Source organism: Pseudomonas sp. LBUM1655, assembly GCF_059716085.1.
Genome location: NZ_CP166801.1, coordinates 4,686,880 through 4,711,206 on the forward strand (window position 1 = coordinate 4,686,880; position 24,327 = coordinate 4,711,206).

The window sequence follows — 24,327 nt, forward strand, 5'->3', positions numbered from 1 at the left end:
CTGCTCGCGAAGGCGGTGTCAGCGGCAATGCAGGACTATAGTGGCCTTCAGTCCCAAGCCCTGCCGAGCACACCATGAACAACGAAAAACCCGGACCATCCGCGCCCCCCGTCGATCACCTGCGCTTCCACCGCCCCCACGCCCACCTGAACACAACCTTCGGCAACGACACCTTCGCCCTGCGCGCCGAAGCCTTTGCGCGGTTCTTCGGCACGCCAACCTTTCTTGGCGCGCAAACCCTGATCGTGGTGTTGTGGATCAGTCTCAACGCGTTTGGCGTGACCACGTTCGACGTTTACCCGTTCATCCTCTTAAACCTGGCGTTCAGCCTGCAATCGGCCTACGCCGCGCCACTGATCCTGCTCGCACAAACCCGCCAGGCCGCGCGCGACAAAGCACAAGCCGACGCCGACGCCCTGCACCGCGAAGCCCTGGCGCAAGCCAACACCGAACGCCAGGCACAGGCAGCGCAGAACACCGCGCAATTGCTTGAGCTTTTGGAACAGAACACGCGCCTCACCGAGATGACCAAAAGCCTGACCGAACGCATCGAAGGCCTGACCAGCGAGTTGCACGCGCACGTGTGCCAGAACCCACAGCGCTGATCACGGCAAACGCAGCGCCCGCCCGAGTTCATCGAACAACGTGACCACCGAACGCAATGCCCGGCAATCCGGACGGGTCAGCAACCACAGCGCCGTATCGTAGCCGTGCAGCGGCTCGCTTAACGCCTGCAAGCCATCGTTGATCAAAAAGTCCGGCAACGCCGCCACGCCAAGGCCGGCGCGCACCAGTTCCGTGACCGAAAGCATGCTGTTGCAGCGATAACCCGGGGTCACACCGGGCAGGTGCTGGCGGCGCCAAGCGATGGTCGGGTGATCGGGCAGGAAATCGTCCGGGGCGATCCAGGTCAGTGCGGCCAGATCCGACGCATCCACGTTCTGCAAGTAGCGCGCACTGGCGCAGACGCGGTAGGAAATCTTCGCCAATTGCCGTCCGACCAGATGCTCCGGCGGTGTGCGTGTCAGGCGCAGGGCAATGTCAGCATCGCGGCGGCTGAGGTTGGCGAAATCGTTGGAAGTGCTTAATTCGATGGTCAGCGCCGGATAGTTGGGCATGAACTGCGCCAGCGCCGGCAGCAGCAAGCCCTGCAACACCGAGTCGGTGCAGGTCAGCCGCACCGTGCCGCTGACGACTTCACCGCCCTGCTCCACGCCGATCCGCGCGGCGTCCAGTGCCTGCTCGGCGCGTTCGGCCTGCTCGGCCAGTGTCTGCGCAAGCGACGTTGGCAAATAACCGGCGCGGCTTTTTTCGAACAGTTGCTGGCCGAGCGCAGCCTCAAGGCGTCGCACGGCACGGAACACCGTCGAGACATCGACCTTCAACAGCTGTGAAGCCCGGGCCAGAGAGCCGCCACGTACCAAAGCGAGAATCAGCGCCAGATCCAGGTAGTCGAGCCGATAGTGCGTCGGTGCATTGATCACTTGGAGAAACGCCAATATTGAGTGCGTGAACGCCAATCTATAGTGAGCTCCAGTGATCGACAACTGCACACATTTACTGTGGCGAGGGGATTTATCCCCGATGGACTGCGCAGCAGGCCTTGTTTGAGGGCCGCTTCGCGCCCCATCGGGGATAAATTCCCTCACCACAAAGATTGATCACTGCTTTCAAATAAAGGAAATCCATGGACGCCATTTCCATCGCCCTGATCGGCGACTACGACCCGCAAGTCACCGCCCACCAGGCGATCCCTGTTGCGCTCGGCATGATCGCCGAGCAGACCGGCCGCGATGTGCAATACCAATGGCTACCCACCGATCAAATCCTCGCTGACACTTCGCTGGATCACTTCGATGGCTTCTGGTGCGTGCCGGCCAGCCCTTACAAAAGTGAAGCCGGCGCATTGCGAGCGATCCGTTTTGCCCGCGAGCAACAGCGCCCCTTCCTCGGCACCTGTGGCGGTTTTCAGCATGCGGTGCTGGAATTTTCCCGCAATGTGTTGGGCTGGGCTGATGCTGAACATGGCGAGACTTCGCCCGAATCCGAAAGAGCCGTGCTCACCCCGCTCACCTGTTCGCTGGTGGAAACCGTGGACAGCATTGATCTGGTGCCGGGTTCGTTGATCGCCAAGGCGTACGAAACGTCTGAAATTCGTGAAGGCTATCGCTGCCGCTACGGTGTGAATCCGCAGTTCGAACGGGAGCTTTTCAAACATCGGCTACAGGCGGTGGGTCATGACTCAGCGGGCGACTTGAGGGCAATCGAACTCAGGGATCATCGGTTTTTTGTCGCCACGTTGTTTCAACCGGAACGTGCGGCGCTCATAGGGCAGATGCCACCGCTGGTGCGCGCGTTTGTCGAAGCTTGTGCGGAGGCACGTTGATGACTTTGTGCTTTGCGGTGATTTTTACGTCGACTCGAACCGAGGGTGACAACGGCTATGCCGAGGCGGCTGAGCGCATGATGGAACTGGTTGCCAAACAACCGGGTTTTCTGGGCATTGACTCGATTCGCGGGGCGGACGGCATCGGCATCACTGTTTCTTATTGGGAAAGTGAGGCGGCGATTCTGGCGTGGCGGGAGCATACCGAACATAAGGTGATTCAGCAGCGTGGGCGGTCGATCTGGTATTCGGCGTTTCAAACGCGGGTGTGCAAGGTTGAGCGCGAGTATCGGTTTGGGCAGTGAGTGCGGCGGCGCACTCACTGGCCTCATCGCCAGCAGGCTGGCTCCCACAGGGGATGTGTGAGCGCCACAGATCCAATGTGGGAGCCAGCCTGCTGGCGATGGCGGCAATAGGGTCACTGCAAATTTCAGCCGCGCACCAGACTGCGCACCGCCACAATCTCCGGCACGTCCTGCTTGTGCATATACACCCGCAACGGCTCGGTGATGTTGATCCGGTCATCGATGTTCTGATCCAGCAGCAACTGAATCAACTCGCGCTTCAACGTCATGGTCGTGTCTGAAACCCGGGCCCAGACGAATTCGCTGGAGGGAATGATGCCGTCATCCGCCACGTCCATGCCGAAGGAATCTTCGCTGAAACGCACGATGTATTGACCGGTCTTGCGGTTGAGGCCGACAAAGCCCTTGAGGTCGTCGGCGGCCTGGCAGATGAGTTGGGAGGTGATGCGCATGGTAAACCTCACGAAATGTTGATCGATGGTTTACACGCAGGGCGCAACAGTGGGCGCGTCCTCTGCCGGGACGTCTGCCGTGGGCAAGCGTACTGCAAACAGCGCCACAAAAGTGCAGGAAAAATCGCTTTTAATACGTTTATGTCGGTCTCGCGATAGCACGCAATCGATTCAGTTGTTAAAAGGTACGTCTTTGAAAATGCCCTGCGAAAGGAATTCGAACATGCCCGCCACTTTCACCAAAAGCGCCCTCATGCTGAGCCTGTTGCTCGGTTTCGGTCAGGCGCATGCCGCAAGCCAGACAACGCCCGACGCCGTGGCTGCGACGCATGGCATCCCGCACCCGGCGGTAATCGCCCACCGTGGCGCGTCCTTCGATGCACCGGAATCCACCGCTGCGGCCTACAAACTGGCCCGCGATCTGGGCGCCGATTACCTGGAAATGGACCTGCAACGCAGCAAGGATGGCGTGCTGTTCGCCCTGCACGACAACAACCTGCAACGCACCACCGACGTCGCCACCAAGTTCCCGGAGCGCAAGGACAGCCCGGCCACGGCTTTCACCATGGCCGAACTGAAAACCCTCGACGCCGGCAGTTGGTACAACAAGGCTTACCCGGATCGCGCGCGCCCTTCCTACGCGGGCCTGAAAATTCTGACGCTGGATGAAATCATCGACATCGCCCAGGCCAACCCGCAGCACAAGCCGGGCCTGTACATCGAAACCAAGGAGCCGCAACTGTTTCCGGGGATCGAGAAAGACCTGAAAGACAAACTGCAGGATCGCGGCTGGCTGAGCCCGGCGGGTTCTAAACTGGCGAAAAGCCCACTGGGCGTCGGTCAGGGCAAAGGCAAGGTGATTTTGCAGACCTTCGAGAAGAACAGCCTCGAACTGCTGCAAAAGGAAATGCCGCAAGTGCCGAAGATTCTGCTGTTGTGGGTCGGCGAAGGCAGCATCGAGCCGAAATCCAAAGTGACGTTTGCCGAGTCGGGCGAGAAGGACAAGAACGCTTTCTACGGCAAGCAGGAGCCGAAGTCCGAAGCTGAGTTCAAACAGTGGGTCGATTACGCCAAGGCTCAGGGCGCCATCGGTACCGGCCCTTCGGCGAAGCTGACCAAGGGTGGCGATCAGAGCTATTCCGATCTGGTGCAACCGTGGATGAACAAGTACACCCACGACCAAGGCATGCTGGTGCACGTCTATACCGTCGATGAGCCGGTGGACTTCGAAAAAGTAATGGCTGCTGGTGTCGACGGTATCTTCACCAACCGCGCCAGCGAACTGTTGAAGTTCTATAAACGCCCGGCCGCTGCCAGCGTTGATCAGGTGTTGAAGAACAACGGGTTCTGATCGGTAAACCGGGTTGTCCGCATCGCGAGCAGGCTCACTCCTACAGGAGCCCTGCACACGATGTGGGGTTTTAAGGGTGAATTAAGTTGCGGTGGTTAATCTGAACCCACTTCAACAGAACACGCACTTAAGCAACCCAAGGAACGAACCGATGAAAACTTTGACTGCCCTGTTTACCGCCGCTGCCCTGACGCTGACTGCTGGCCTGGCCCAGGCTGATGTTCGCATCGACCAGATCCCGCAACTAGAGAAGGAAGGCAAGATCAAGTCGCTGGAGTCGATGAACGCCGAAGCCCTGAAGCTGCACCCGGGTGCGACGATCACCGACACCGATCTGGATAACCACTTCAACGGTTATGAGTATGAAGTTGAGCTGAAAACCGCTGATGGCAAAGAGTTCGACGTGGACTTCGACGCCACCACCGGCAAGGTGCTGAGCAACAAGCAAGACACCTGATACACCGCGTACCCAAAGCCGCGCGATCTAATGATCGCGCGGCTTTTTTGTGCGCGACATAACCCCCTGTAGGAGCTGTCGAGTGAAACGAGGCTGCGATCTTTTGATCTTTAAAAACAAAATCAAAAGATCGCAGCGTGCCGCAGCTCCTACAGGATCGGGTGAACGACGCTAAAGCCTGCCCCCACACAGGAAGTGCGGTGACGATCAGGCCGAGGTACTGACCAGTGAGCCGGAGGTGCTGCTGTCGGAATCCTGCAACGCCTGCAACAGCGCCGCCGTGGCGGTTTGCAGCGAGGCTGAGGTGCTGGAGATTTGCGCCTGTGCCGCCGCAACATCCGCAGCCTTCGCCTCAGCACTTTCCTGCTTCGCCTGCGCCGCTTGCAGCGCCTGTTGCTGTTCCTGCAATTGCTTTTGCAACTCGGCAATCTGCTTGCGCAGCTCTTTCACCGAGTCCGATTCTTCACTGCTGCTGGAACTGCTGTCGCCCGCCGGCGCCGCGCCGCCGCCCGCAGCGACTTTGCTGGTATCGGCCGCTACACCGCTGCTCGTCGTTGCGCTGGTCGAGGTGTCTTCGCTGACGTCTTTGATCGACGTTTTGCTGGTCGCTGTGGTGAGGGTCTGGTTGATCGAAACAGAGGTGATGCTGACCATGGGAATGCTCCAATGCCGGTTATGGATAACCGGTCATCGACCATGGCCGCATTGAATTGAGATCGACTGTGTACCGACTCGGTATCCGAACCGGTACACAGTCAACGGCTCAGGCGCTCAGGCACGCGGTGACTTCGTTCAGTTGCCCCGACAGCCCATGCAGGTTCTGGCTGGCACTTTCGGTGCGCTGGACGCTCTCGAGGTTGGTGCTGGCGATGGAGGTGATCTCGGTCAGATTGCGTGAGATGTCCTCGGCTACCGACGTCTGCTCTTCGGCGGCGGTGGCGATCTGGCGGTTCATGTCGCGAATCGCTTCCACCGCGTGGGTGATGCGCTCCAGCATCGCGCCGGCCTGGGTGACCTGCTCGACGCTTTCATCGCTGCGGGTCTGGCCGCTATCGATGGCTTGCGCGGCGTCCACCGCGCCGGTCTGCACGCTCTGGATGATCTGGTTGATCTCGATGATCGACTCCGCCGTACGCTGCGCCAGGTTGCGCACTTCGTCGGCGACCACAGCAAAACCACGCCCGGCCTCACCGGCCCGCGCCGCTTCAATGGCGGCGTTCAACGCCAGCAGGTTGGTCTGCTCGGCAATGCCGCGAATCACTTCCAGCACCTTGCCGATACGGCCGCTGTCGGCTTCCAGACGACGGATCACCGTGGCGGTGTTGGCGATTTCGCCGCGCATCTGCGTGATGGTGTGAATAGTGCTTTGCATGACCTTTTCACCCTGCTGGGCGGACTGGTCGGCATCGTCGGCAGCGCGCGCCGCATCGGCGGCGTGACGCGCCACTTCCTGGGCGGTGGCAGACATTTCGTTCATTGCCGTGGCCACTTGATCGGTGCGGTTGAATTGCTCGTTGGTGCCGCCGGCCATGGTGGTGGCGATGGCGTTCAACTCGCCGCTGGCGCTGTCCAGGTCACTGGCACTGCGCTGCAAACGGGTGAAGGTTTCAGCGAGGAAATCGCGCAGCGTATTGGCGGCAGCGGCGAGGTTGCCCAATTCATCCTGACGGTCGCTGGAGACGCGCTCAGCCAATTTGCCTCGGCTCAACTGGGTCACGTAATCAATCAGCTTACGGATCGGATCGACCAGATTGCGGTTGACCAGCCACAAGCTGAGCAGACCAATCAACAAACTTGAAGCAAGCATCACCAGGGTGCCTAGCAATACCGTGCGATCAGCCTCGGCACTGATCAGCGCCGACTGCTCGGTGCCCTGTTTGCGCAACTCGGTCACCAGTTCGCTCATCTGCTCGCTGGTCGCGCGGTCGACGCCTTTGACAGCGACGTCTCCCGCCGTTGGATCGCCGCCCGCCGCTACATAGGCGTCGCGACCCTTCTGGTAAGCAGCGCCCAACTGACGGTGCTCGTCGCGCAAACGATCGATACGGTTTTTCAGACTTGGCTCGATACCTTTCTGGCTCGCCAATTCGCCGAGGATGTTCTGCACATCGCGCTGACGGTCTTCGAACTGGCCCCAGTACTTGGCCAGGTCTGCCGGTTGCTTGCCGCGCAGCAGGACGTTTTTCCATTCCTGCACCTGCACCTTGAATTGCAGGTTGGCTTCGTCGATCAGTTGCGAAGTGTGCAAGGGGCCTGCGATCAACTGGCTGTAGCTTTGCACGCCGTTGGACAGGAAATGGAAACAGGCCAGCGCGATCAACAGCATCGCCAACAGGCTGCCACTCAGCAGGGCGAGAATTTGCGCTCTCAGGGATTTTTGCAGCATCGCAGGTACTCAAGACAGGGATGAGGCACGCCCGAAACGAGCGTGAAATGGTGCGGACTTCCCTGTCAGCGAACCTTGGCCCATGGCCAATGGCGCGCAACCTAATGCACCTGTGATCGGCGTTCCAGAGCGCTTCTTGAGAAAAATCCGACCGCCGGTAAGTCGCTGATTTGACGTCATTTTGCCGTCACACAAACGTCATGTGACATTGCGATGATGCGGTTCAGGTGAATCTGTGAATTCCCTGTCTCACGCCAACCTCGCAGCGAGCCTTCATGAACCACAGCCTCGATATCAGTCATCGCGATCCTGACCTGTTTGGCTTGCTCTACGGCTTTCGTTTTCTGCCCGGTGAGCGTGGCCGCGAGGTCGATTCGGCGACGGCACTGCGCTGCCTGCAGGACGACAGCGACAGCGGCGCATTCCTCTGGCTGCACCTGAACCTGGCGCACGCGGCGTGCGAGCGCTGGATGAAAAGCCATCTGCAATTGCCCGACGAGTTTTTTGAGGCGCTGCACGAAGGCTCGCGTTCGACGCGCATCGAACATGTCGACTCGGCATTGCTGGCGGTGGTCAACGACGTGGTGTTCAACCTCAGCAGCATGGTCTCTTCTGATGTGTCGACGCTGTGGGTGTGCGTGCGCAGCAAACTGATCGTCAGTGCGCGCCTGCAACCGCTGCATTCGGTGGATAAATTGCGTTCGTCGGTGAAGGCCGGTGAGCGCTTTCGCTCGCCTTCGGAATTGCTCGTGCACCTGCTGCGCGATCAGGGCGAAGTGCTGACGCAGATCGTGCGCAAGACCAGCCTCAGCGTCGATCAGATCGAGGACGAATTGCTCTCATCGCGGCTGTCGACCAACCGTGCCGAACTCGGCGCCCACCGACGGGTGCTGGTGCGTTTGCAGCGGCTGTTGGCGCTGGAGCCGGGTTCGTTACTGCGTCTGCTCAATCGCCCGCCGCCGTGGTTGCAGAAGGAGGACGTCAAGGAGTTGCGCAAATCCACCGAGGAATTTGCGCTGATCATCAACGACCTCACTGCCCTCGGCGAGCGGATCAAACTGCTTCAGGAAGAAATCGCCGCCAACCTCAACGAACAGAGCAACCGCACGCTGTTCACCCTGACCGTGGTGACGGTGCTGGCGCTGCCGATCAATATCATTGCCGGTTTCTTCGGGATGAATGTGGGGGGCGTGCCGTTGTCGCAAGATCCGGAGGGGTTCTGGATATTGGTCGCGCTGGTGGCGACGTTTACCGTGATTGCCGGGCGCTGGGCGTTTCGCAAACGCGGGGATTATTAAGAGCAAAAGATCGCAGCCTGCGGCAACTTCTACAGGGCGACATCAGCTTTTGTGGTGAGGGGATTTATCCCCGATGGGTTGCGAAGCAGCCCCAAAACCCGACACCTTGGTTTATCAGTTAAACAGTGGTCACCGTATTTACGACTGCTGCGCAGCCGATCGGGGATAAATCCCCTCGCCACCGGGAACTTCATCAGTTGTCGTGATCAATCGGCTGACAGACTAAACACTGACCTGAAGCAGTCTCTCTGTAACATTCTGCAACGATCATGGGCGACACTCCTTCCCTCGCTCAGGATTGTCCGCTCATGGCTACTCCCTCCCTGACCGCCCGCCAAACGTCTGCCCCCAGCGGCAGGCCCGCCCTCGACAAGAAAACCGGCCCGTTCACCTACGTGATCTTTTTCGCAGTGCTGGCCATGGGGATGCTGTTCACGGCCTATAGCCTGATGCACGACATGCACGAACTCGGCACCGTGGTCACCACGTGGACGCCGTTCCTGCTGCTCGGCGTGGCACTGCTGATTGCGCTCGGCTTTGAGTTCGTCAACGGTTTCCACGACACCGCCAACGCCGTGGCCACAGTGATCTACACCCACTCGCTGCCGCCGAATGTGGCGGTGGTCTGGTCGGGGTTCTTCAATTTCCTCGGTGTGCTGCTGTCCAGTGGCGCGGTGGCGTTCGGCATCATCGCGTTGCTGCCGGTGGAGCTGATCCTGCAGGTCGGCTCGTCCGCCGGGTTCGCGATGATCTTCGCACTGCTGATTGCGGCGATCCTGTGGAACCTCGGCACCTGGTGTCTGGGCTTGCCGGCCTCGTCGTCGCACACGTTGATCGGCTCGATCATCGGCGTCGGCGTGGCCAATGCGCTGATGCACGGGCGCGACGGCACCTCTGGCGTGGACTGGGCGCAGGCAACGAAGATCGGTTACGCATTGCTGCTGTCGCCGCTGGTGGGTTTCGGTTTTGCGGCGTTGTTGCTGCTGGCGCTGCGCGCCTTCGTAAAGAACCGTTCGCTGTACAAGGCGCCTGAAGGCAACACCCCGCCACCGTGGTGGATTCGCGGTTTGCTGATCCTGACCTGCACCGGCGTATCGTTCGCCCACGGCTCCAACGACGGGCAGAAAGGCATGGGCCTGATCATGCTGATTCTGGTCGGCACCTTGCCGATGGCCTACGCCTTGAATCGCACCATGCCGGAAGAACAATCACTGCAGTTCGCCGCCGTGGCGCAAGTCACCCAGCAAGCGCTGGTCAAAAGTTCACCGCTGCCGGCGCCGGCCGATCCGCGCCCAATCCTCTCGGATTACATGCGCAGCAAGGAAGCCTCGCCGCAATTGGTCCCCGCCCTCGCCGCCCTCACCGGGCACATCGGTGAAGAAGTCAAAGGCTACGGCTCGCTGGCGAAAGTCCCGGCCGAAGCCATGGGCAACGTGCGTAACGACATGTACCTGGCCAGCGAAACCATTCGCCTGATGGACAAGAACAAGGTCGGCAACTTCGACGCCGACACCAGCAGCAAGCTGCAATTGTTCAAGCAACAGATCGACAACGCGACGCGATTTATTCCGCTGTGGGTGAAGATCGCCGTGGCCATCGCGCTCGGGCTAGGCACCATGGTTGGCTGGAAGCGGATTGTGGTGACGGTCGGCGAGAAAATCGGCAAGACCCACCTGACTTACGCACAAGGCGCGTCGGCGGAAACCGTGGCAATGCTGACCATTGGCGCAGCCGACATGTTCGGTTTGCCGGTGTCGACGACGCATGTGTTGTCTTCGGGCGTGGCCGGGACCATGGTTGCCAATGGCGGCGGATTACAGATGAAGACCATCCGCAATTTGTTGATGGCGTGGGTGCTGACGTTGCCGGCGGCGATTTTGTTGTCGGGCAGCCTGTACTGGTTGTTTACCCAATTGTTCTAAGCTCACATTCGCTCGAAAGATCCCGGCTGGCCCCTCGCACACCGGGATTTTTTTTGTCGGTTTGAAACTTGCCAGCCTCGCCGCAAAGCGCCAGTGGTCAAAAAACGCTTCAGTTTGTCGGTCGGGTGCCGACTATTAAGTCACTCGACGTCTCCAGGAGGGCAACAGTGAATTTGTACATCAATCAGCTTCAACAACGAGCTGACTTCAAGGAAGCCATCTACGCCGGCGATATCTTTCTGAACACGCAACTGCGCGCTGCCCACCAACTGTGTGCCTTTGCTCAAGAGAGCATCACGGCTGCATTCAACGGTGAAACCCAACACCAGGCGCTGCACACGCTGATGCCGGTGGAAGAGTTCGTCGTGCTGGTGACTCGCCTCAAGGGCCAGTTCACCAACAGCCTGCGCGTCAAAGAACTGATTTTGAGTTTTATCGAAGAGATCGGCGCCGATCCGCGTGAATACATCTTCGACGTGCCGCGCATCCGCGTCGTACCCAATTACGACTACCTGCACGCCGGGGTCAGCTACGCCTACAAGCCGCATCGCGACACCTGGTATGGCAGCGTCGATTGCCAGATCAACACTTGGATGCCGGTGCACACCATTTCCCCGGATCAAACGATGATGATCAACACCGGCTACTTCGATGTGCCGGTGAAAAACACCTCCAGTCAGTGGAGCCTGTCGGACTGGATCAGCAACCAGCGGCACAAGGCCAAGGACAACCTCAAGGACGAAGTCCGCGTGCATCCGCTGCCGCAGGAAGAGATCAATACCGCGTCCGAACTGCGTATCGCCGGCAATACCGGCGAAATGCTGATTTTCTCCGGCTCACACCTGCACGGCACCGTGGCCAATCACACTCAGCAAACCCGCTTCAGCGTGGATTTCCGCCTGATGCACCTGGATGACCTCAAACATCAGCGCGGCGCGATCAATGTCGACAGCGCCTGTCCGGATGTCGGTGCCGGTTTCAAAGATTATTTCCACGCCCACGATTTTTCGAATTTCCAAGGAATCCAGCAATGACCAAGCGTCGCATCACCCCAGCCGAGGCTCAGTACAACGAAACCCGCGCCAATGTCCTCAAGCGCGTGGATGCCGAGTACGTGGCGGACGCACCGTTTGTATTCGCCAACCGCATCGGTGTGACCGCTGCCCTGTCGCGCATGGAGCTGTTCAAGAAAGTCGCAGAGATTCCGGGCGCGATCATCGAGTGCGGCGTGTACAAGGGCAACTCGCTGATGCTCTACATGCACCTGTCGATGATTCTGGAGCCCTACGCGATCAACCGTTCGATCGTGGGTTTCGATACCTTCGAAGGCTTCCAGAGCATCAGCAAGACCGACGATCCGGCCGACGTCAACGAAACCATGTTCGCCGATACCGACCAGTCGCTGATCCAGGACATGATCGACGCCAATGACTTGCTGCGTCCGGTCAACCGTATTCCGCGTTGCGAACTGGTCAAGGGCGACATCGTCAAGACCGTGCCGGAGTGGGTCAAGACGCGTCCGGACCTGGTCGTGGCCATGTTGATTCTCGACACTGACCTGTACGAGTCGACCAAGGTCGCGCTGGAAACTTTCCTGCCATACATGCCTAAAGGCGCGATCGTGGTACTGGACGAAGTGGCTTATCGCAACTTCCCGGGTGAAACCAAAGCGCTGCGTGAAGTGCTGGACCTGAACAAAATCGAACTCAAGCGCCTGCCGTTTGATTCGTGCGTGGGTTACTTCCACGTTTGATCATGCCGTGAGCAAACGTGTGGGAGCGAGCCTGCTTGCGATGAAGCAGCGTCAGTCGGTGCAGATCTAGACTGATGAACCGCTATCGCGAGCAGCCTTACTCCTGCATTTTGATGGTGTAGTGGGCTAGAGAGTGGAACGGATCACCTCCCCCAACCAATCCATAAACGCCCGCACCCGCAACGGCAAATGCCGCTGCCGCGCGTACAACAGCGAAACGCCCATTGCCGGCGCGTTGTATTGCGGCAGCACCGCCACCAGTTCGCCGGTTTGCAGATGCGAGCGCAGGCCGGTATTGGGCACCTGCACAATCCCGAAGCCGCCCAGACACGCCGATTCATAAGCATCGGTGCTGTTGACCGTGACACTGCCGGCCATTGGCACGCGCCGTATCTGCCCCTCCTCCTCATACACAAACCCTTCCGAACGCGAACCGAGCACGCCGACGTAATGCACCAGTCGATGCTGTGCCAGATCTTCCAGGGTCTGTGGCACGCCATAGCGTTCAAGGTAAGCAGGGCTGGCGCAGTTGATCATGCTGACGTCGCACAGGTGCCGCGCCACCACCGACTGATCCGGTTGTGCGCCGACGCGCAGCACGCAATCAAAACCTTCGCTGAGCAGATCGACGCGGCGGTCAGTGCTGCTGATTTCCAGCTCCAGGTTCGGGTGGCGATCCATGAACTGCGGCAGCCGTGGCATCACCACGCGCCGCGCGAGAATGTTCGGCATGTCGACGCGAATCCGCCCGGTCAGCGAGGCTTCGTCCTGACGGAACAAGCCTTCGATCTCGTCCATGTGCGAGAGCAGATCCTTGCTGCGCTCATACAAAACCAGGCCGTCCTGCGTCGCTTGCACCTTGCGTGTGGTGCGTTGCAACAGACGCGTACCGAGCAGGGCTTCCAGCGCCTGCACATGTTCGGACACCGTTGAACGTGGCAGGCCGAGGTTTTCTCCGGCGAGGGTGAAACTTGATAACTCGCTGACCCGGACGAAGGTGCGCAGCAGTTCCAGTTTGTTCATGGGCCACTCTCTGATTGTTCGAATCATCCGAACAGTGATTCCGATTTAAGTCTGTTTATCACCTGGCGGCGGATAAATAAACTTTGATCCATCACCACTCACCGCAACCGAGGAAGTCCCATGAACCGCAAAATTGCATTGATCACCGGCGCCAGTCGAGGCCTGGGCAAAAACGCCGCCCTGCACCTCGCAGCCCTCGGCATCGACGTCATCGGCACCTACAACAGCCGCGCCGATGAAGCTCAGGCGCTGGTAAGCGAAATCGAAGCACTCGGCGGCAAAGCCGTGATGCTGCAACTGGATGTCGGCCGCAGCGAAGCCTTTGCCGACTTCGCCGCGCGGGTCGAGCAGGCGTTGCAGCACTTTGATCGGCAGCGATTTGATTTCCTGATCAACAATGCCGGGGTCGGTTTGCATGTCGGTTTCGCCGAAACGACCGTGGAGCAATTCGACCTGCTGATGAACGTGCATTTCAAAGGGCCGTTCTTCCTGACTCAGCAACTGCTGCCACTGATTAACGATGGCGGGCGGATCATCAACATCTCCAGCGGGCTTGCTCGCTTCACCATCCCGGGCGCCAGTGCTTATGCGGCGATGAAAGGCGCGATTGAAGTACTGACCCGCTATCAGGCCAAGGAACTGGGCTCACGGCAGATCACCGTAAATACGCTGGCGCCGGGTGCGATTGAAACCGACTTTGGCGGCGGCACTGTGCGCGACAACCCGGCGGTGAATGCGATGGTTGCCAGCAATACGGCGCTGGGTCGCGCGGGGCAGCCGGACGATATTGGCGGAGCGCTGGCACTGCTGCTGTCGCCGGGTGCGCAGTGGATCAATGGGCAGCGGGTTGAGGCGTCGGGCGGGATGTTTCTCTAAACCTCACTAAAAACTTTTTTGGAAATAGCCATTGTGGTGAGGGGATTTATCCCCTCACCACAGGTTTTTATTTGCCACAGTTTTTGTGTTATCCCTCACAGACACGGCGGGTCAGGAAGCGCTCGCGCATTACGTCATAGCCCCAGTGATACACGTAGGTGTAGGGCAGAAAGAACAGCAACACGCCGATGTCGAGCAACAACGCTTGCCACAGACTGACCGACAACCACCAGGCAATCAGCGGCACACCCATCACGATCAAGCCACCCTCGAACAGCAACGCATGCACCACCCGCACCCAGGCGTTGTGCGCGACGTTCATGCGCGCCAGCATGCGGTCGAAGAAACGGTTGAACACCACGTTCCAGCCCAGCGCCAGCATCGCGATCAGTACCGTCACCGCGCCCATGTCGAGCAGCGGTTTTTGCATGATCCACGCCAGCAATGGTGTGCAAATCAGGATCGCCAGCAGTTCGAAACCGATGGCCTGGAAAATACGTTCAGTGATGGATTTAGGGGCAGTCATGGCCTGACTCCTTGAGTGAAGATGGTTGCCATGATCCACCCCCGCACCGATACTTCATAACCAATAACCATCGATCAAGGCGATAGTTCATGGCTTCGCAAGAAGTGCTGTTGGCGTTTGTCCAGGCGGCAACCCAGGGTTCGTTTTCGGCGGCGGCGCGCAAACTCGGGCGCAGTCAGTCGACCATCAGCGCGGCGGTGGCGAGTCTGGAGATTGATCTGGATCTGATCCTGTTTGATCGCAGCAGCCGCAAACCGACCCTCACCCCCGCTGGCCACGTGATGCTGCAACGGGCCGAGGCGATTCTGGCAGCCAACAGCCGTCTGGAAATGACCGCACGACAATTGTCCCAAGGTGTCGAACCAAAGCTGACCGTGGCGATTTCCGACACCTACCAATCGGCGCGTTTCGAAGCGGCGTTGATGGGCTTCGAGCAGCGTTATCCGGATCTGGAGCTGGAATGCCTGATCGCCGAATGCGATGACTTGATCGAACTGGTGCAACGCGGTCGAGCGCATCTGGCCTTTGCCGAGATGCGGGACACCTACCCACCGGATCTGGTGACCTCGACCGTCGCCGAGCGCACGGATATCGCCTTGTTCGTCAGCCGCGAACATCCGCTGGCGACGCTGAAAAATGTCGATCAAGCCATCCTCGAACAGCATCGAGAGCTGCGCCTGGCAACGATCATCAATCCCTACGAGAGTCGCGCCAAGGGCCGCGTGTGGTCGGCACCGAGTTATCTGATGTTGATGGAAATGGCCGAAATGGGCTTCGGCTGGGCGCCACTGCCGCGCTGGCTAGTGGGACGTTTCGGCAATGGCACGCTAGTGGAATTGAACGTGCGCGGCTGGCCGAAACCGGTGTTTGTCGATGCCCTATGGTCGCGGCTGTATCCGCCGGGGCCGGCGGGGAGTTGGCTGTTGAGCAAGATGCTGGAATAGCGGCCGATCAGGCGGCAGCAATATCCGCCGGCCGATTCACCTGAAAATACTCATGCAACCCACGCATCGCCGGCAACTCCAGCGCCTGCGCCGCATAACACAACCCCACCCGCCGCGTCGGCGCCGGCAGATGCAACGCGCGCACCACCACCCGTCCATGTCCGTTCACCAGTGACTGCGGCAACATCGCCACGCCGACACCCGCCGCGACCATATGCAACGCCTGCTGCAACGAGCCGGCATGCCCCGCCACCGCGTCTGGCGAGCGCCCGTACAGCGCCATCAAACGCTGATGCGACGGATGCTGCGGGCAAGTGATCCAGTCTTCAATCGGCGCCCAACCGGCCTGTGCGGCCGCCATCGGATGATCCAGCGGTAGCGCCATCACATAGGGTTCTTCCCACAGCGGCAGGAACAACTCGTCTTCGCAGCACATCTCCTCGACCGCCAAACGACCCTCACCGCTGCAACCTTCCTCCAGCGTCAACAACAGATTCGGCAATGCCAGATGGGCCATGCGCACGAACGCTTCGATATGGCTGGCGGCAATATCGCCCTCGATACCCAGGGTCAACGGCAGGCGGTTTTCGCCACCGCGAAACATCCGGCTCAAGGCCTCGGCTTCCGCCACCATGCGCCGCGCTTGCGGGTACAACAACCGCGCCTCATCGCTGACCTCGACCCCGCGTGGCTGGCGCACAAACAGCGGCGCGCCGAGTTCTTCTTCAAGCTGCTTGATGGTCACCGACAGCGTCGGCTGACTGATGAACAGTCGCTGCGCGGCTGCAGTGATGTTGCGCTCCTCAAACACCGCGAGAAAGGCTTTGAGATGGCGGATATCCATAGGCAATTCCGATGACAGACAGAGGAATAAGGCATTTTTCAGCCTCGGCAGGGCTAAATATACTGCGCCCATTCTTTAGTCATTTGAAATTCTTATTTCAGGAGTGCAGCCATGAGCAAGCCATTGATCATCATCACCGGGGCCAGTTCGGGCATCGGCGAAGCCACCGCCCGCCGCTTGAGTGCTGCCGGCCATCCGCTGCTGTTGCTGGCGCGGCGGGTTGAGCGTCTTGAAGCGCTGGAGCTGCCGAACACCCTCAGCCGTAAAGTCGACATCACCGATCGCGCCGCTTTGCTCGCAGCGGTGGCAGAAGCCGAGGCCCAATTCGGGCCGGCCGATGCGCTAATCAACAACGCCGGGGTGATGCTGCTGGGCGCGATGACAGAGCAGGATCCGGCGCAGTGGGACCAGATGCTCGACGTCAATGTGAAGGGTTTGCTCAACGGTGTGCACGCGGTGGTGGCCGGGATGGTCGAGCGTAAACACGGGACGATCATCAACGTCAGCTCAGTGGCTGGGCGCAAGACCTTCCCGAATCACGTGGCATATGTCGGCACCAAGTTTGCCGTGCATGGCCTGTCGGAAAACCTGCGTGAAGAGTTGGCGCCGCATAACGTGCGCGTGACCACGATTGCGCCGGGGGCGGTGGAGACCGAGTTGTTGAGCCACACCACGGATGAGGCGATCAAGACCGGGTATCAGGCCTGGAAGCAGGAAATGGGCGGGACGGTGTTGAGTGCCGAGGATGTGGCGACGGCGATTGCTTATGCGTATGAGCAGCCGCAGAACGTTTGCATCCGCGAAATCGTTATGGCTGCGACCCGCCAGCAGGCCTGACAAAACGCCGAAGGTCCTTCGGACCTTAATCGCTAGCAGGCTAGCTCCCACAGTGATTGATGTCGGTCACAAATGCAGTGTTCAACCCCGAACCCTGTGGGAGCTAGCCTGCTAGCGATGAGGCCGGCGCTGCCATTGAAGATTTCAGATCAATCGAGTTCGCTCAACCGCCCCTCGATAAACCGCCGCTCCGGCTCCTGCCGCGTCAACTCCAGCGCCCGCAAATAACTCGCCCGCGCCTCCTCAACCCGGCCCAACTGCCGACAAAACTCCGCCCGCGCCGAATGCGCCAGGTGGTAATCCTGCAACTCCCCTCGCGCCAATATCCCCTCGATCAACGTCAACCCGGCCAACGCCCCGTCACGCTTGGCCACCGCCACTGCCCGGTTCAACTCGATCACCGGCGACGGCACCGCCCGCGACAGCACGTCATACAGCCCAACGATTTGCTCCCAATCGGTGTCATCGGCGGTCGGCGCTTCGGCATGCACCGCCGCAATCGCCGCTTGCAGACAGTACGGCCCGAACCGCCGCGTGGTCAGCGCCCTTTCTACCAGCGCACAACCTTCAGCAATCAAACCGGCATCCCACTGCAAGCGATCCTGATCATCCAGCAGCACCAGCTCCCCTGTCGGCGAGGTGCGCGCCGGTCGCCGCGACTCGTGCAGCAGCATCAGCGCCAACAGCCCCATCACCTCCGGCTCCGGCAGCAACTCCATCAACAACCGCCCTAGCCGGATTGCTTCACGGGTCAGATCTTCCCGCGTTAACTCAGTGCCCATCGACGCCGAATAGCCCTCGTTGAACACCAGATAAATCACCCGCAACACACTGTCCAGGCGTTCGGGCAGTTCGCTCAGGCTCGGCACTTGATAAGGGATTTTCGCGTCACGGATCTTGGCTTTCGCCCGTACGATGCGCTGGGCAATCGCCGCCGGCGCCGAGAGAAAGGCGCGGGCGATTTCTTCGGTGGTCAGGTCGCAGACTTCGCGCAAGGTCAGCGGCACCTGCGCATCTGCCGCCAGCGCCGGGTGACAGCAGGTGAAGATCAGCCGCAGGCGATCGTCTTCCACGTCTTCGTCACTCCAGTCGGCCTGCTCCAGCTCTTCCAGCTGCGCCAACAACAACGGCTGCGAGGCCTTGAACCGTGCACGACGACGCAACACATCAATGGCCTTGAAACGCCCGGTGGACACCAGCCAGGTGCGCGGATTGCCCGGCACGCCGTCGCGCTGCCAGCGTTCGACCGCGACGAAAAATGCCTCGTGCAAGGCCTCTTCGGCGAGATCGAAATCACCGAGCAGGCGAATCAGCGTCGCCAGAATCCGCCGCGAGTCTTCGCGATAGACCTGCTCGACCCGCGCCCGGACTTCAGACATTCAACTGGCGCACGGGGCGCACTTCAACGCTGCCAACCCGGGCCGCCGGGATGTTGCCGGCGACCTGAATCGCCTCGTTGAGATCCTTGGCATCGATCAGGTAGAAGCCGGCCAGTTGCTCCTTGGTTTCAGCGAACGGGCCATCGGTGATCGACAGTTTGCCGTGGCGCATCCGCACTGTGGTGGCGGTCTGCACCGACTCCAGCGCTTCGGCCGCGACCATCCGCCCGCTGCCCTGGATCGACTCGGCGTAGGCCCAGCATTCAGCGTCTTCGGGGCTATCGGGCGACGAATGCAGCAAGCGCTCATCGCTGTAGACCAGGCAGAGATATTTCATGGCGTTCTCCTGAAACGAACGGATCAACTATGGCTGAAGATCAGGGCTGCACATCGAACAGCGTCGCGCCGCTCATCGGATCGAACGGTGCCGACCAGTGCTCGTGGACAATGCGCCACGCCCCGCCGACCTGCCGATAGCACGCGGTGACGCGCATCCAGCAGCTCTGGGTTTCGCCCTTCTCGTTGGTGCCGCCGCAATTGGCCACCCAATGGGCGAAGGCAATGTTGTCGGCGCTCTCGATGGCGATCTCGTGGAACTCGAAGATGTGCGGGCCGGGGCACATTTCCATGCATTCCACCCAGTGCGCGCGGTAGGCCGGTTTGCCCTTGAATTGCAGGGCCTTGATTGCATCGAACGAGACGATGTCGTCGGCGTACAACGCCATGACTTTCTCCACGTCCTTGGCCATGACGGCCTGTCGATAGGTGTCGATCAGGGTCTGGATTTCAGTCTGTGCGCTCATGGTGTTCTCCGTGATTGTTGTTGTGAAGACACCTTTAGTCGTTCGGCCAGTCGGCAGATCGACAGACGAAACAAAAAATTTCCGCAGGAAGCAAAGTCGCTAGAATCCGGACTCAACTTTGTAGGAAAAAGGAAATTCCCGTGTCAGCCCAACTCGTGCCGTACGACAGCCTGAACGCATTGCAGCGTCAGCAAGTCGAGGCGATTGAAATCCATCCCGAGCAGATCAAGTTTTCCGGCGACATTCATGGCGCGTTGCACACCTTGCTGTCGAAACCCGGCCCCGGCGTGAAGGGTTTTGCGCTGCTGGCGGATGAAATGCCAGTGGCGTTCCTGCTGCTCAAGCGCCCGCCGGTGTTACCGGCCTGGGCCGATGAACACAGCGCCACGTTGCATGCGTTGCAGGTGGATCGCCGGGCGCAGGGCAAGGGTTACGGCAAGGCGTGTCTGCAAGCGCTGCCGAATGTTGCACGCCAGGCATGGCCGGAAATCAAAGGTCTGGAATTGTCGGTGGACGCCGACAATGACGCCGCCATCGCCCTGTACGCCAAACATGGCTACGTCGACAGCGGCGAAGCCTACAAGGGCCGAATCGGCTACGAGCGGCGCATGGGCCTGTTTTTCTAAGTCATCGAGGGAAGCACGATGATCGACTCAATTGAAGCACTGGAAGCTATTTACGGATTGCCCCACGAGCGTGCGGTGCGCAAGCAGATCACCTTTCTCAACGAGGACTATCAGGCGATGGTGCGCGTGTCGCCGTTGGTGATTGTCAGCTCGGTGGGCGCTGATGGCCTCGACAATTCGCCACGCGGTGATGCGCCGGGGTTTGTGCGGATCATCGACGAACGCACCCTGGCCCTGCCGGATCGTCCGGGCAACAACCGCATCGATACGTTGCACAATGTGCTGCACGATCCACGGGTGTCGCTGCTGTTCATCATTCCGGGGATAGGCGAGACGTTGCGGGTCAACGGCACGGCGTCGATCAGCGCTGAGCCGGCGTTGCTGGAGAGTTTTGCAGTGAACGGCAAACCGGCGAAAACCGTGTTGCTGGTAAAAGTGGAAGCGGCGTATTTCCATTGTTCGAAAGCGTTTGTGCGCTCGGATGCGTGGAACCCTGAAACGCATTTGCCGCGCTCGGCGCTGCCCACGGCCGGAGCCTTTCACAAGCGTTTGAACGACGGCCAGTTCGATGCCGACAGCTACGACCGCGAGGCGCCGAAGCGGGTGCAAGACACCCTCTACTGACACCATCCCCTGTAGGAGCTGCCGAAGGCTGCGATCTTTTGATCTAGATCTTAAAACCCAAAATCAAAAGATCGCAGCCTTCGGCAGCTCCTACAGGGGGACGTGTTTACAGGGTCAGAATCATCTCGTGCCACGCCATGCCGCCATGGTCCGACTCAGACGGTTTGATGTAGGCAAAGCCAAACCCGGCATACAGCGGGATGTGCTTTTCCTTGCACATCAAGTGAATCGTCGCTTTATCCATCCCACGCATACGCTCGATGAACTCGGCCATCAAACGCTTGGCCAGGCCCTGGCCCTGATAGTCCGGATGCACCACCACTGACATGATCACCACGTTCGGCCCGGCCGGGTCGTGGCCGATCAGTTCCTTGAACGCCTCGTCCGACATCTGCACGTCAAACGCCGCGCCCGAGTTGATGAAACCCGCGACCTCGCCGTCCACCTCGGCAACGATGAAACCCTCCGGCCAGGTCGCAATGCGCGTGGCGATCTTCTCGCGAGTGGCAGCTTCGTCGCCTTCATAGGCAACGGTTTCGATGGCGTAGCAGCGGTCCAAGTCGGCAGCGGTGACGTTGCGAATGACGGTGTTCATGGCAGCTCGAAAATCAGCGGAAAAAAGTGCGCAAAGCATAAAGGAATAAGGTGTGCATATCGATCCGCGCGGGCGGCGTAAAGCCTGCGTATAAGCGCTTTTCTTCGGGTTCGCGGGGGTCTATTTCTGTGGGGTGTCTCTGACTACCCTTGGGGGAACCGCTTATGAGCAGCGTTGAGATTGGCCTGTTGATGGTGTTGGGCATCAGTACATTCGGCTTTATCACCCTGGGCATCGACCTGATGCGGGCGCGCCGTAAACAGCGTTGAAAACAAGAGGCGGATCAGTGATCCGCCTCAGCGTTGTCGGCTCAGGATTTGCTGTCGACCGGTACGCAGATTTCCAGCTTGCCGGTATGCAGTTTCGGATTGAAGTCCGCACTGTAGCGCTCCAGCTCCGGGGCGTTCAGCTCCACATAGTGAGAGCTCGGCAGCCAGGTTTTGTAGATGTACTGCAGGGTCTGCGGCAACTGGTCGAGTGGCCCTGTATGTTCGAACACCGCGTACTGGCGGGGTAACACTTCGACCCATTGATACAACTTCTGATCCAGATCATCGAGCTTGCTTATTTCCACCCCGGCGATGTAATCGAAGCCACCCTTGCCGTCGAAATTGCAGCAGACCCCGTAGGTCACTTCGCCTTTTTGGCCAGGAATGCGCCCCAGGTGCGGCAGGAATTTTTCCCACAGCGCCGGGATATCCTTGGCTGTCTCTTGGGTAAATCGACCGCGAAAACCTGCTATCAGCAGAAAGTGTCCATGTTCGAAGCGAGGTTCAGCCACTTCGACGCGTGTTTGCTCATCCATGACTCGACTCCTGGAACAAAAAAGGGGTTCGGCTGGTGAGTATAGAAAGCCCATGCCGATTCGCACGATTACAGTGCGTGCAGCTGCTCGACGGCACCGGAGCCGACAAACTCGTTGTAGCCGGATACGATCACGTAAACCGCGAAATAGCAGAAGATCGCCGCAGATGCCATATAGGAGTAGCGCAACAGCTTGTCGCCCAGCAGCTTGCCTCCGTGGCTCGCGGCGAAGCACAAACCGGCTGACCACAGCAGCCCGGCGCAGAGAAAACCACCGAGGAACAGCGCCGAACTGACTGGGCCACCGCCACCGGAACGGGCGATCAGCGTGCCACCGACTGCGGCGAACCACAGAATTGCACTGGGCGAGGACATGGCCAGGAAGATCCCGCGAAAGAACTCCTTGCGATGGGAGTTGTGCCCCACTTCGGCGGTTTCAGCCAGCAGCGCTTCGTGGTGAATCGCCGAATAAATCATCTTCGCGGCAAAGTAGATCAGCAGCGCCGAACCGCCGATCCACAGCACCCAGCGCACGGTTTCGTATTGCAGCAGAACGGTCATCCCGGCCAGCGCCAGCACCGCGTAAATCAAGTCGCCGACACAAGTGCCAAGGCCCAGCGCGAAGCCTTGAAAGTAACCGCGCTGCATCGCCAAAGTGATCATTGCGATGTTGGCGACGCCGATGTCCAGGCACAGCGAAAGGCTCAGCAAGAAGCCGCTGGTGAATTCCATCTACCGATTTCCTTGGGAAAAATTTGTTTACGCACAGACTGGACAGTCTGCCATCACTGCCCTTATCTTCGCCAACAGGTCACCGCAGTGACCAGCGTCGCTCGGACGGTTCCGGGCGCTTACGTTATCCGAGGCAACAATGGCCGAACAAGGTTCGCCGCGCCGCTTTGCGCGCATAGATCGACTCCCCCCTTACGTTTTCAACATCACCGCCGAGCTGAAGATGGCCGCCAGGCGCCGCGGTGAAGACATCATCGACTTGAGCATGGGCAACCCCGACGGCGCTACGCCGCCGCACATTGTCGAAAAACTCGTACAAGTTGCTCAACGCGAAGACACCCATGGTTATTCCACGTCCAAGGGCATTCCGCGCCTGCGCCGGGCGATTTCCAACTGGTACAAGCAACGCTACGAGGTCGATATCGACCCGGAAAGCGAGGCCATCGTCACCATCGGTTCCAAGGAAGGCCTGGCGCATTTGATGCTGGCCACGCTGGATCAGGGCGACACCGTACTGGTGCCGAACCCGAGCTACCCGATTCATATCTACGGCGCGGTGATTGCTGGCGCTCAGGTGCGTTCGGTGCCGCTGGTGCCCGGTGTGGATTTCTTCGCCGAGCTTGAGCGGGCGATTCGCGGTTCGATCCCCAAGCCGAAAATGATGATCCTCGGCTTCCCGTCCAACCCGACCGCGCAGTGCGTGGAGCTGGATTTCTTCGAACGGGTAATCGCCCTCGCCAAGCAATACGACGTGCTGGTGATCCACGACCTGGCGTACGCCGACATCGTCTACGACGGCTGGAAAGCCCCGTCGATCATGCAGGTGCCGGGCGCCAAGGACATCGCCGTAGAGTTTTTCACCCTGTCGAAAAGTTACAACATGGCCGGTTGGCGTATCGGCTTCATGGTCGGCAATCCAGAACTGGTCAACGCTCTGGCGCGGATCAAGAGTTACCACGACTACGGCACGTTCACCCCGCTGCAAGTGGCAGCGATTGCTGCGCTGGAAGGCGATCAGCAGTGCGTGCGCGACATCGCCGAGCAGTACCGCCAGCGGCGTAATGTGCTGGTCAAAGGCCTGCATGAGCTGGGCTGGATGGTCGAGAATCCGAAAGCGTCGATGTATGTCTGGGCAAAGATTCCCGAGGCATACGCGCACTTGGGCTCGCTGGAGTTCGCCAAGAAGCTGCTGGCCGAAGCCAAGGTCTGCGTCTCGCCGGGCGTGGGATTCGGTGAGTATGGCGACGATCATGTGCGCTTCGCGCTGATCGAAAACCAGGACCGGATTCGTCAGGCTGTACGCGGCATTCGCGGGATGTTCCGGGCGGATGGCTTGGCGCCGAAAACGACTACCTGAGGAACGATCCACCCACAAAAAAACCGCATCGCTGCGGTTTTTTTGTG

28 protein-coding genes are annotated in these 24,327 nt (G+C 59.7%); 15 read left to right on the forward strand and 13 right to left on the reverse strand.

Annotated elements, in window-relative coordinates; genetic code table 11:
- Positions 1–74: 74 nt before the first annotated feature.
- The gene (locus ACA074_RS20945; protein WP_401268053.1) at positions 75–605 is read left to right on the forward strand and encodes a DUF1003 domain-containing protein; all 531 of its coding nucleotides are present in this window, start codon (positions 75–77) and stop codon (positions 603–605) included.
- Here the strand turns inward: ACA074_RS20945 and ACA074_RS20950 are convergent, their stop codons facing one another.
- Positions 606–1,547, reverse strand: a complete 942-nt coding sequence (locus ACA074_RS20950) for a LysR family transcriptional regulator (RefSeq protein WP_497677722.1) — start codon at positions 1,545–1,547, stop codon at positions 606–608.
- A 140-nt stretch (positions 1,548–1,687) separates the two neighbouring features.
- Between ACA074_RS20950 and ACA074_RS20955 the strand changes: the two genes are divergently transcribed.
- Both ACA074_RS20955 and ACA074_RS20960 read left to right on the forward strand, forming a co-directional pair.
- Positions 1,688–2,386 (forward strand): CTP synthase C-terminal region-related (seleno)protein, encoded by a 699-nt coding sequence (locus tag ACA074_RS20955; RefSeq protein WP_497615170.1) that lies wholly within the window; start codon positions 1,688–1,690, stop codon positions 2,384–2,386.
- Positions 2,386–2,691, forward strand: a complete 306-nt coding sequence (locus ACA074_RS20960; protein WP_497677723.1) for an antibiotic biosynthesis monooxygenase family protein — start codon at positions 2,386–2,388, stop codon at positions 2,689–2,691. The genes ACA074_RS20955 and ACA074_RS20960 overlap by 1 nt, the downstream gene beginning before the upstream one ends.
- Positions 2,692–2,816: 125 nt before the next feature.
- Here ACA074_RS20960 and ACA074_RS20965 read toward each other — a convergent pair whose 3' ends face one another.
- Positions 2,817–3,143 carry a DUF2025 family protein gene (locus ACA074_RS20965; RefSeq protein WP_497677724.1) on the reverse strand — a complete coding sequence of 109 codons (327 nt, stop codon included), beginning with the start codon at positions 3,141–3,143 and terminating at the stop codon, positions 2,817–2,819.
- A gap of 223 nt (positions 3,144–3,366) precedes the next feature.
- Here ACA074_RS20965 and ACA074_RS20970 point away from each other — a divergent pair, with 223 nt between their 5' ends.
- On the forward strand, positions 3,367–4,494 hold the full coding sequence (locus ACA074_RS20970) for a glycerophosphodiester phosphodiesterase (protein ID WP_401268041.1): 1,128 nt from the start codon (positions 3,367–3,369) through the stop codon (positions 4,492–4,494).
- 151 nt (positions 4,495–4,645) lie between these two features.
- On the forward strand, positions 4,646–4,951 hold the full coding sequence (locus ACA074_RS20975) for a PepSY domain-containing protein (RefSeq protein WP_497615173.1): 306 nt from the start codon (positions 4,646–4,648) through the stop codon (positions 4,949–4,951).
- A 207-nt stretch (positions 4,952–5,158) separates the two neighbouring features.
- Here the strand turns inward: ACA074_RS20975 and ACA074_RS20980 are convergent, their stop codons facing one another.
- Both ACA074_RS20980 and ACA074_RS20985 read right to left on the reverse strand, forming a co-directional pair.
- Complete coding sequence (locus ACA074_RS20980; RefSeq protein ID WP_497677725.1) at positions 5,159–5,605, reverse strand: hypothetical protein; 447 nt, start codon at positions 5,603–5,605, stop codon at positions 5,159–5,161.
- Between the two features lie 109 nt (positions 5,606–5,714).
- Positions 5,715–7,337, reverse strand: a complete 1,623-nt coding sequence (locus tag ACA074_RS20985; protein WP_497677726.1) for a methyl-accepting chemotaxis protein — start codon at positions 7,335–7,337, stop codon at positions 5,715–5,717.
- 275 nt (positions 7,338–7,612) lie between these two features.
- Here ACA074_RS20985 and ACA074_RS20990 point away from each other — a divergent pair, with 275 nt between their 5' ends.
- From ACA074_RS20990 to ACA074_RS21005, 4 genes are all read left to right on the forward strand, one after another.
- The gene (locus ACA074_RS20990) at positions 7,613–8,635 is read left to right on the forward strand and encodes a transporter (protein WP_497677727.1); all 1,023 of its coding nucleotides are present in this window, start codon (positions 7,613–7,615) and stop codon (positions 8,633–8,635) included.
- 308 nt (positions 8,636–8,943) lie between these two features.
- The gene (locus tag ACA074_RS20995) at positions 8,944–10,557 is read left to right on the forward strand and encodes an inorganic phosphate transporter (RefSeq protein WP_497677728.1); all 1,614 of its coding nucleotides are present in this window, start codon (positions 8,944–8,946) and stop codon (positions 10,555–10,557) included.
- A gap of 167 nt (positions 10,558–10,724) precedes the next feature.
- Positions 10,725–11,591, forward strand: a complete 867-nt coding sequence (locus ACA074_RS21000; protein ID WP_497677729.1) for a 2OG-Fe(II) oxygenase family protein — start codon at positions 10,725–10,727, stop codon at positions 11,589–11,591.
- Positions 11,588–12,310 (forward strand): TylF/MycF/NovP-related O-methyltransferase, encoded by a 723-nt coding sequence (locus tag ACA074_RS21005; protein WP_187679319.1) that lies wholly within the window; start codon positions 11,588–11,590, stop codon positions 12,308–12,310. The genes ACA074_RS21000 and ACA074_RS21005 overlap by 4 nt, the downstream gene beginning before the upstream one ends.
- Before the next feature lie 126 nt (positions 12,311–12,436).
- Here ACA074_RS21005 and ACA074_RS21010 read toward each other — a convergent pair whose 3' ends face one another.
- A complete protein-coding gene (locus tag ACA074_RS21010) occupies positions 12,437–13,333 on the reverse strand; it encodes a LysR family transcriptional regulator (RefSeq protein ID WP_401268029.1) in 897 nt (298 codons plus the stop codon).
- A gap of 120 nt (positions 13,334–13,453) precedes the next feature.
- Between ACA074_RS21010 and ACA074_RS21015 the strand changes: the two genes are divergently transcribed.
- Complete coding sequence (locus ACA074_RS21015; RefSeq protein WP_497657952.1) at positions 13,454–14,209, forward strand: SDR family NAD(P)-dependent oxidoreductase; 756 nt, start codon at positions 13,454–13,456, stop codon at positions 14,207–14,209.
- An 88-nt stretch (positions 14,210–14,297) separates the two neighbouring features.
- On the opposite strand, the gene ACA074_RS21020 is transcribed toward ACA074_RS21015, so the two are convergent.
- On the reverse strand, positions 14,298–14,735 hold the full coding sequence (locus ACA074_RS21020) for a multidrug/biocide efflux PACE transporter (protein WP_401268024.1): 438 nt from the start codon (positions 14,733–14,735) through the stop codon (positions 14,298–14,300).
- 89 nt (positions 14,736–14,824) lie between these two features.
- On the opposite strand from ACA074_RS21020, the gene ACA074_RS21025 reads away from it, so the two are divergent.
- Positions 14,825–15,679, forward strand: coding sequence for a LysR family transcriptional regulator (locus ACA074_RS21025; RefSeq protein ID WP_497677730.1), 855 nt, complete (start codon positions 14,825–14,827; stop codon positions 15,677–15,679).
- A gap of 7 nt (positions 15,680–15,686) precedes the next feature.
- Here the strand turns inward: ACA074_RS21025 and ACA074_RS21030 are convergent, their stop codons facing one another.
- The gene (locus ACA074_RS21030) at positions 15,687–16,523 is read right to left on the reverse strand and encodes a LysR family transcriptional regulator (RefSeq protein ID WP_401268021.1); all 837 of its coding nucleotides are present in this window, start codon (positions 16,521–16,523) and stop codon (positions 15,687–15,689) included.
- Positions 16,524–16,634: 111 nt separating this feature from the next.
- Here ACA074_RS21030 and ACA074_RS21035 point away from each other — a divergent pair, with 111 nt between their 5' ends.
- Positions 16,635–17,360: an SDR family oxidoreductase gene (locus ACA074_RS21035; RefSeq protein ID WP_401268018.1), complete on the forward strand. Its 726-nt coding sequence runs from the start codon at positions 16,635–16,637 to the stop codon at positions 17,358–17,360.
- A 149-nt stretch (positions 17,361–17,509) separates the two neighbouring features.
- Here ACA074_RS21035 and ACA074_RS21040 read toward each other — a convergent pair whose 3' ends face one another.
- From ACA074_RS21040 to ACA074_RS21050, 3 genes are read right to left on the reverse strand one after another with little or no spacing between them, the layout of a single operon-like run.
- Positions 17,510–18,739: an RNA polymerase sigma factor gene (locus ACA074_RS21040; protein ID WP_497677731.1), complete on the reverse strand. Its 1,230-nt coding sequence runs from the start codon at positions 18,737–18,739 to the stop codon at positions 17,510–17,512.
- Positions 18,732–19,076 (reverse strand): YciI family protein, encoded by a 345-nt coding sequence (locus ACA074_RS21045; RefSeq protein WP_497677732.1) that lies wholly within the window; start codon positions 19,074–19,076, stop codon positions 18,732–18,734. The genes ACA074_RS21040 and ACA074_RS21045 overlap by 8 nt, the downstream gene beginning before the upstream one ends.
- Before the next feature lie 40 nt (positions 19,077–19,116).
- Positions 19,117–19,542, reverse strand: a complete 426-nt coding sequence (locus tag ACA074_RS21050) for a YybH family protein (RefSeq protein WP_497677733.1) — start codon at positions 19,540–19,542, stop codon at positions 19,117–19,119.
- Positions 19,543–19,682: 140 nt separating this feature from the next.
- On the opposite strand from ACA074_RS21050, the gene ACA074_RS21055 reads away from it, so the two are divergent.
- Together ACA074_RS21055 and ACA074_RS21060 are read left to right on the forward strand one after the other, a co-directional pair.
- Positions 19,683–20,168 carry a GNAT family N-acetyltransferase gene (locus ACA074_RS21055; protein WP_497677734.1) on the forward strand — a complete coding sequence of 162 codons (486 nt, stop codon included), beginning with the start codon at positions 19,683–19,685 and terminating at the stop codon, positions 20,166–20,168.
- Between the two features lie 18 nt (positions 20,169–20,186).
- Positions 20,187–20,792 carry a pyridoxamine 5'-phosphate oxidase family protein gene (locus ACA074_RS21060; RefSeq protein ID WP_497677735.1) on the forward strand — a complete coding sequence of 202 codons (606 nt, stop codon included), beginning with the start codon at positions 20,187–20,189 and terminating at the stop codon, positions 20,790–20,792.
- Between the two features lie 106 nt (positions 20,793–20,898).
- Here ACA074_RS21060 and ACA074_RS21065 read toward each other — a convergent pair whose 3' ends face one another.
- The 3 genes from ACA074_RS21065 to ACA074_RS21075 all read right to left on the reverse strand — a co-directional run bounded on the left by ACA074_RS21065 (position 20,899) and on the right by ACA074_RS21075 (position 22,923).
- Complete coding sequence (locus ACA074_RS21065) at positions 20,899–21,387, reverse strand: GNAT family N-acetyltransferase (RefSeq protein ID WP_187679331.1); 489 nt, start codon at positions 21,385–21,387, stop codon at positions 20,899–20,901.
- Between the two features lie 310 nt (positions 21,388–21,697).
- Positions 21,698–22,192, reverse strand: coding sequence for a GyrI-like domain-containing protein (locus ACA074_RS21070; RefSeq protein ID WP_401267995.1), 495 nt, complete (start codon positions 22,190–22,192; stop codon positions 21,698–21,700).
- A gap of 68 nt (positions 22,193–22,260) precedes the next feature.
- Positions 22,261–22,923 carry a LysE family translocator gene (locus ACA074_RS21075; protein ID WP_311882642.1) on the reverse strand — a complete coding sequence of 221 codons (663 nt, stop codon included), beginning with the start codon at positions 22,921–22,923 and terminating at the stop codon, positions 22,261–22,263.
- A 139-nt stretch (positions 22,924–23,062) separates the two neighbouring features.
- On the opposite strand from ACA074_RS21075, the gene alaC reads away from it, so the two are divergent.
- On the forward strand, positions 23,063–24,280 hold the full coding sequence (gene alaC, locus ACA074_RS21080; RefSeq protein ID WP_489878911.1) for an alanine transaminase: 1,218 nt from the start codon (positions 23,063–23,065) through the stop codon (positions 24,278–24,280).
- Positions 24,281–24,327 lie beyond the last annotated feature (47 nt).

What these genes read in the sequence shown, in the direction of transcription:
- ACA074_RS20945 (WP_401268053.1), top strand. Translation starts at nt 75, where the DNA reads ATGAACAACGAAAAACCCGGACCATCCGCGCCCCCCGTCGATCACCTG.
- ACA074_RS20955 (WP_497615170.1), top strand. Translation starts at nt 1,688, where the DNA reads ATGGACGCCATTTCCATCGCCCTGATCGGCGACTACGACCCGCAAGTC.
- ACA074_RS20960 (WP_497677723.1), top strand. Translation starts at nt 2,386, where the DNA reads ATGACTTTGTGCTTTGCGGTGATTTTTACGTCGACTCGAACCGAGGGT.
- ACA074_RS20965 (WP_497677724.1), bottom strand. Translation starts at nt 3,143, where the DNA reads ATGCGCATCACCTCCCAACTCATCTGCCAGGCCGCCGACGACCTCAAG.
- ACA074_RS20970 (WP_401268041.1), top strand. Translation starts at nt 3,367, where the DNA reads ATGCCCGCCACTTTCACCAAAAGCGCCCTCATGCTGAGCCTGTTGCTC.
- ACA074_RS20975 (WP_497615173.1), top strand. Translation starts at nt 4,646, where the DNA reads ATGAAAACTTTGACTGCCCTGTTTACCGCCGCTGCCCTGACGCTGACT.
- ACA074_RS20980 (WP_497677725.1), bottom strand. Translation starts at nt 5,605, where the DNA reads ATGGTCAGCATCACCTCTGTTTCGATCAACCAGACCCTCACCACAGCG.
- ACA074_RS20985 (WP_497677726.1), bottom strand. Translation starts at nt 7,337, where the DNA reads ATGCTGCAAAAATCCCTGAGAGCGCAAATTCTCGCCCTGCTGAGTGGC.
- ACA074_RS20990 (WP_497677727.1), top strand. Translation starts at nt 7,613, where the DNA reads ATGAACCACAGCCTCGATATCAGTCATCGCGATCCTGACCTGTTTGGC.
- ACA074_RS20995 (WP_497677728.1), top strand. Translation starts at nt 8,944, where the DNA reads ATGGCTACTCCCTCCCTGACCGCCCGCCAAACGTCTGCCCCCAGCGGC.
- ACA074_RS21005 (WP_187679319.1), top strand. Translation starts at nt 11,588, where the DNA reads ATGACCAAGCGTCGCATCACCCCAGCCGAGGCTCAGTACAACGAAACC.
- ACA074_RS21010 (WP_401268029.1), bottom strand. Translation starts at nt 13,333, where the DNA reads ATGAACAAACTGGAACTGCTGCGCACCTTCGTCCGGGTCAGCGAGTTA.
- ACA074_RS21015 (WP_497657952.1), top strand. Translation starts at nt 13,454, where the DNA reads ATGAACCGCAAAATTGCATTGATCACCGGCGCCAGTCGAGGCCTGGGC.
- ACA074_RS21020 (WP_401268024.1), bottom strand. Translation starts at nt 14,735, where the DNA reads ATGACTGCCCCTAAATCCATCACTGAACGTATTTTCCAGGCCATCGGT.
- ACA074_RS21025 (WP_497677730.1), top strand. Translation starts at nt 14,825, where the DNA reads ATGGCTTCGCAAGAAGTGCTGTTGGCGTTTGTCCAGGCGGCAACCCAG.
- ACA074_RS21030 (WP_401268021.1), bottom strand. Translation starts at nt 16,523, where the DNA reads ATGGATATCCGCCATCTCAAAGCCTTTCTCGCGGTGTTTGAGGAGCGC.
- ACA074_RS21035 (WP_401268018.1), top strand. Translation starts at nt 16,635, where the DNA reads ATGAGCAAGCCATTGATCATCATCACCGGGGCCAGTTCGGGCATCGGC.
- ACA074_RS21040 (WP_497677731.1), bottom strand. Translation starts at nt 18,739, where the DNA reads ATGTCTGAAGTCCGGGCGCGGGTCGAGCAGGTCTATCGCGAAGACTCG.
- ACA074_RS21045 (WP_497677732.1), bottom strand. Translation starts at nt 19,076, where the DNA reads ATGAAATATCTCTGCCTGGTCTACAGCGATGAGCGCTTGCTGCATTCG.
- ACA074_RS21050 (WP_497677733.1), bottom strand. Translation starts at nt 19,542, where the DNA reads ATGAGCGCACAGACTGAAATCCAGACCCTGATCGACACCTATCGACAG.
- ACA074_RS21060 (WP_497677735.1), top strand. Translation starts at nt 20,187, where the DNA reads ATGATCGACTCAATTGAAGCACTGGAAGCTATTTACGGATTGCCCCAC.
- ACA074_RS21065 (WP_187679331.1), bottom strand. Translation starts at nt 21,387, where the DNA reads ATGAACACCGTCATTCGCAACGTCACCGCTGCCGACTTGGACCGCTGC.
- ACA074_RS21070 (WP_401267995.1), bottom strand. Translation starts at nt 22,192, where the DNA reads ATGGATGAGCAAACACGCGTCGAAGTGGCTGAACCTCGCTTCGAACAT.
- ACA074_RS21075 (WP_311882642.1), bottom strand. Translation starts at nt 22,923, where the DNA reads ATGGAATTCACCAGCGGCTTCTTGCTGAGCCTTTCGCTGTGCCTGGAC.
- alaC (WP_489878911.1), top strand. Translation starts at nt 23,063, where the DNA reads ATGGCCGAACAAGGTTCGCCGCGCCGCTTTGCGCGCATAGATCGACTC.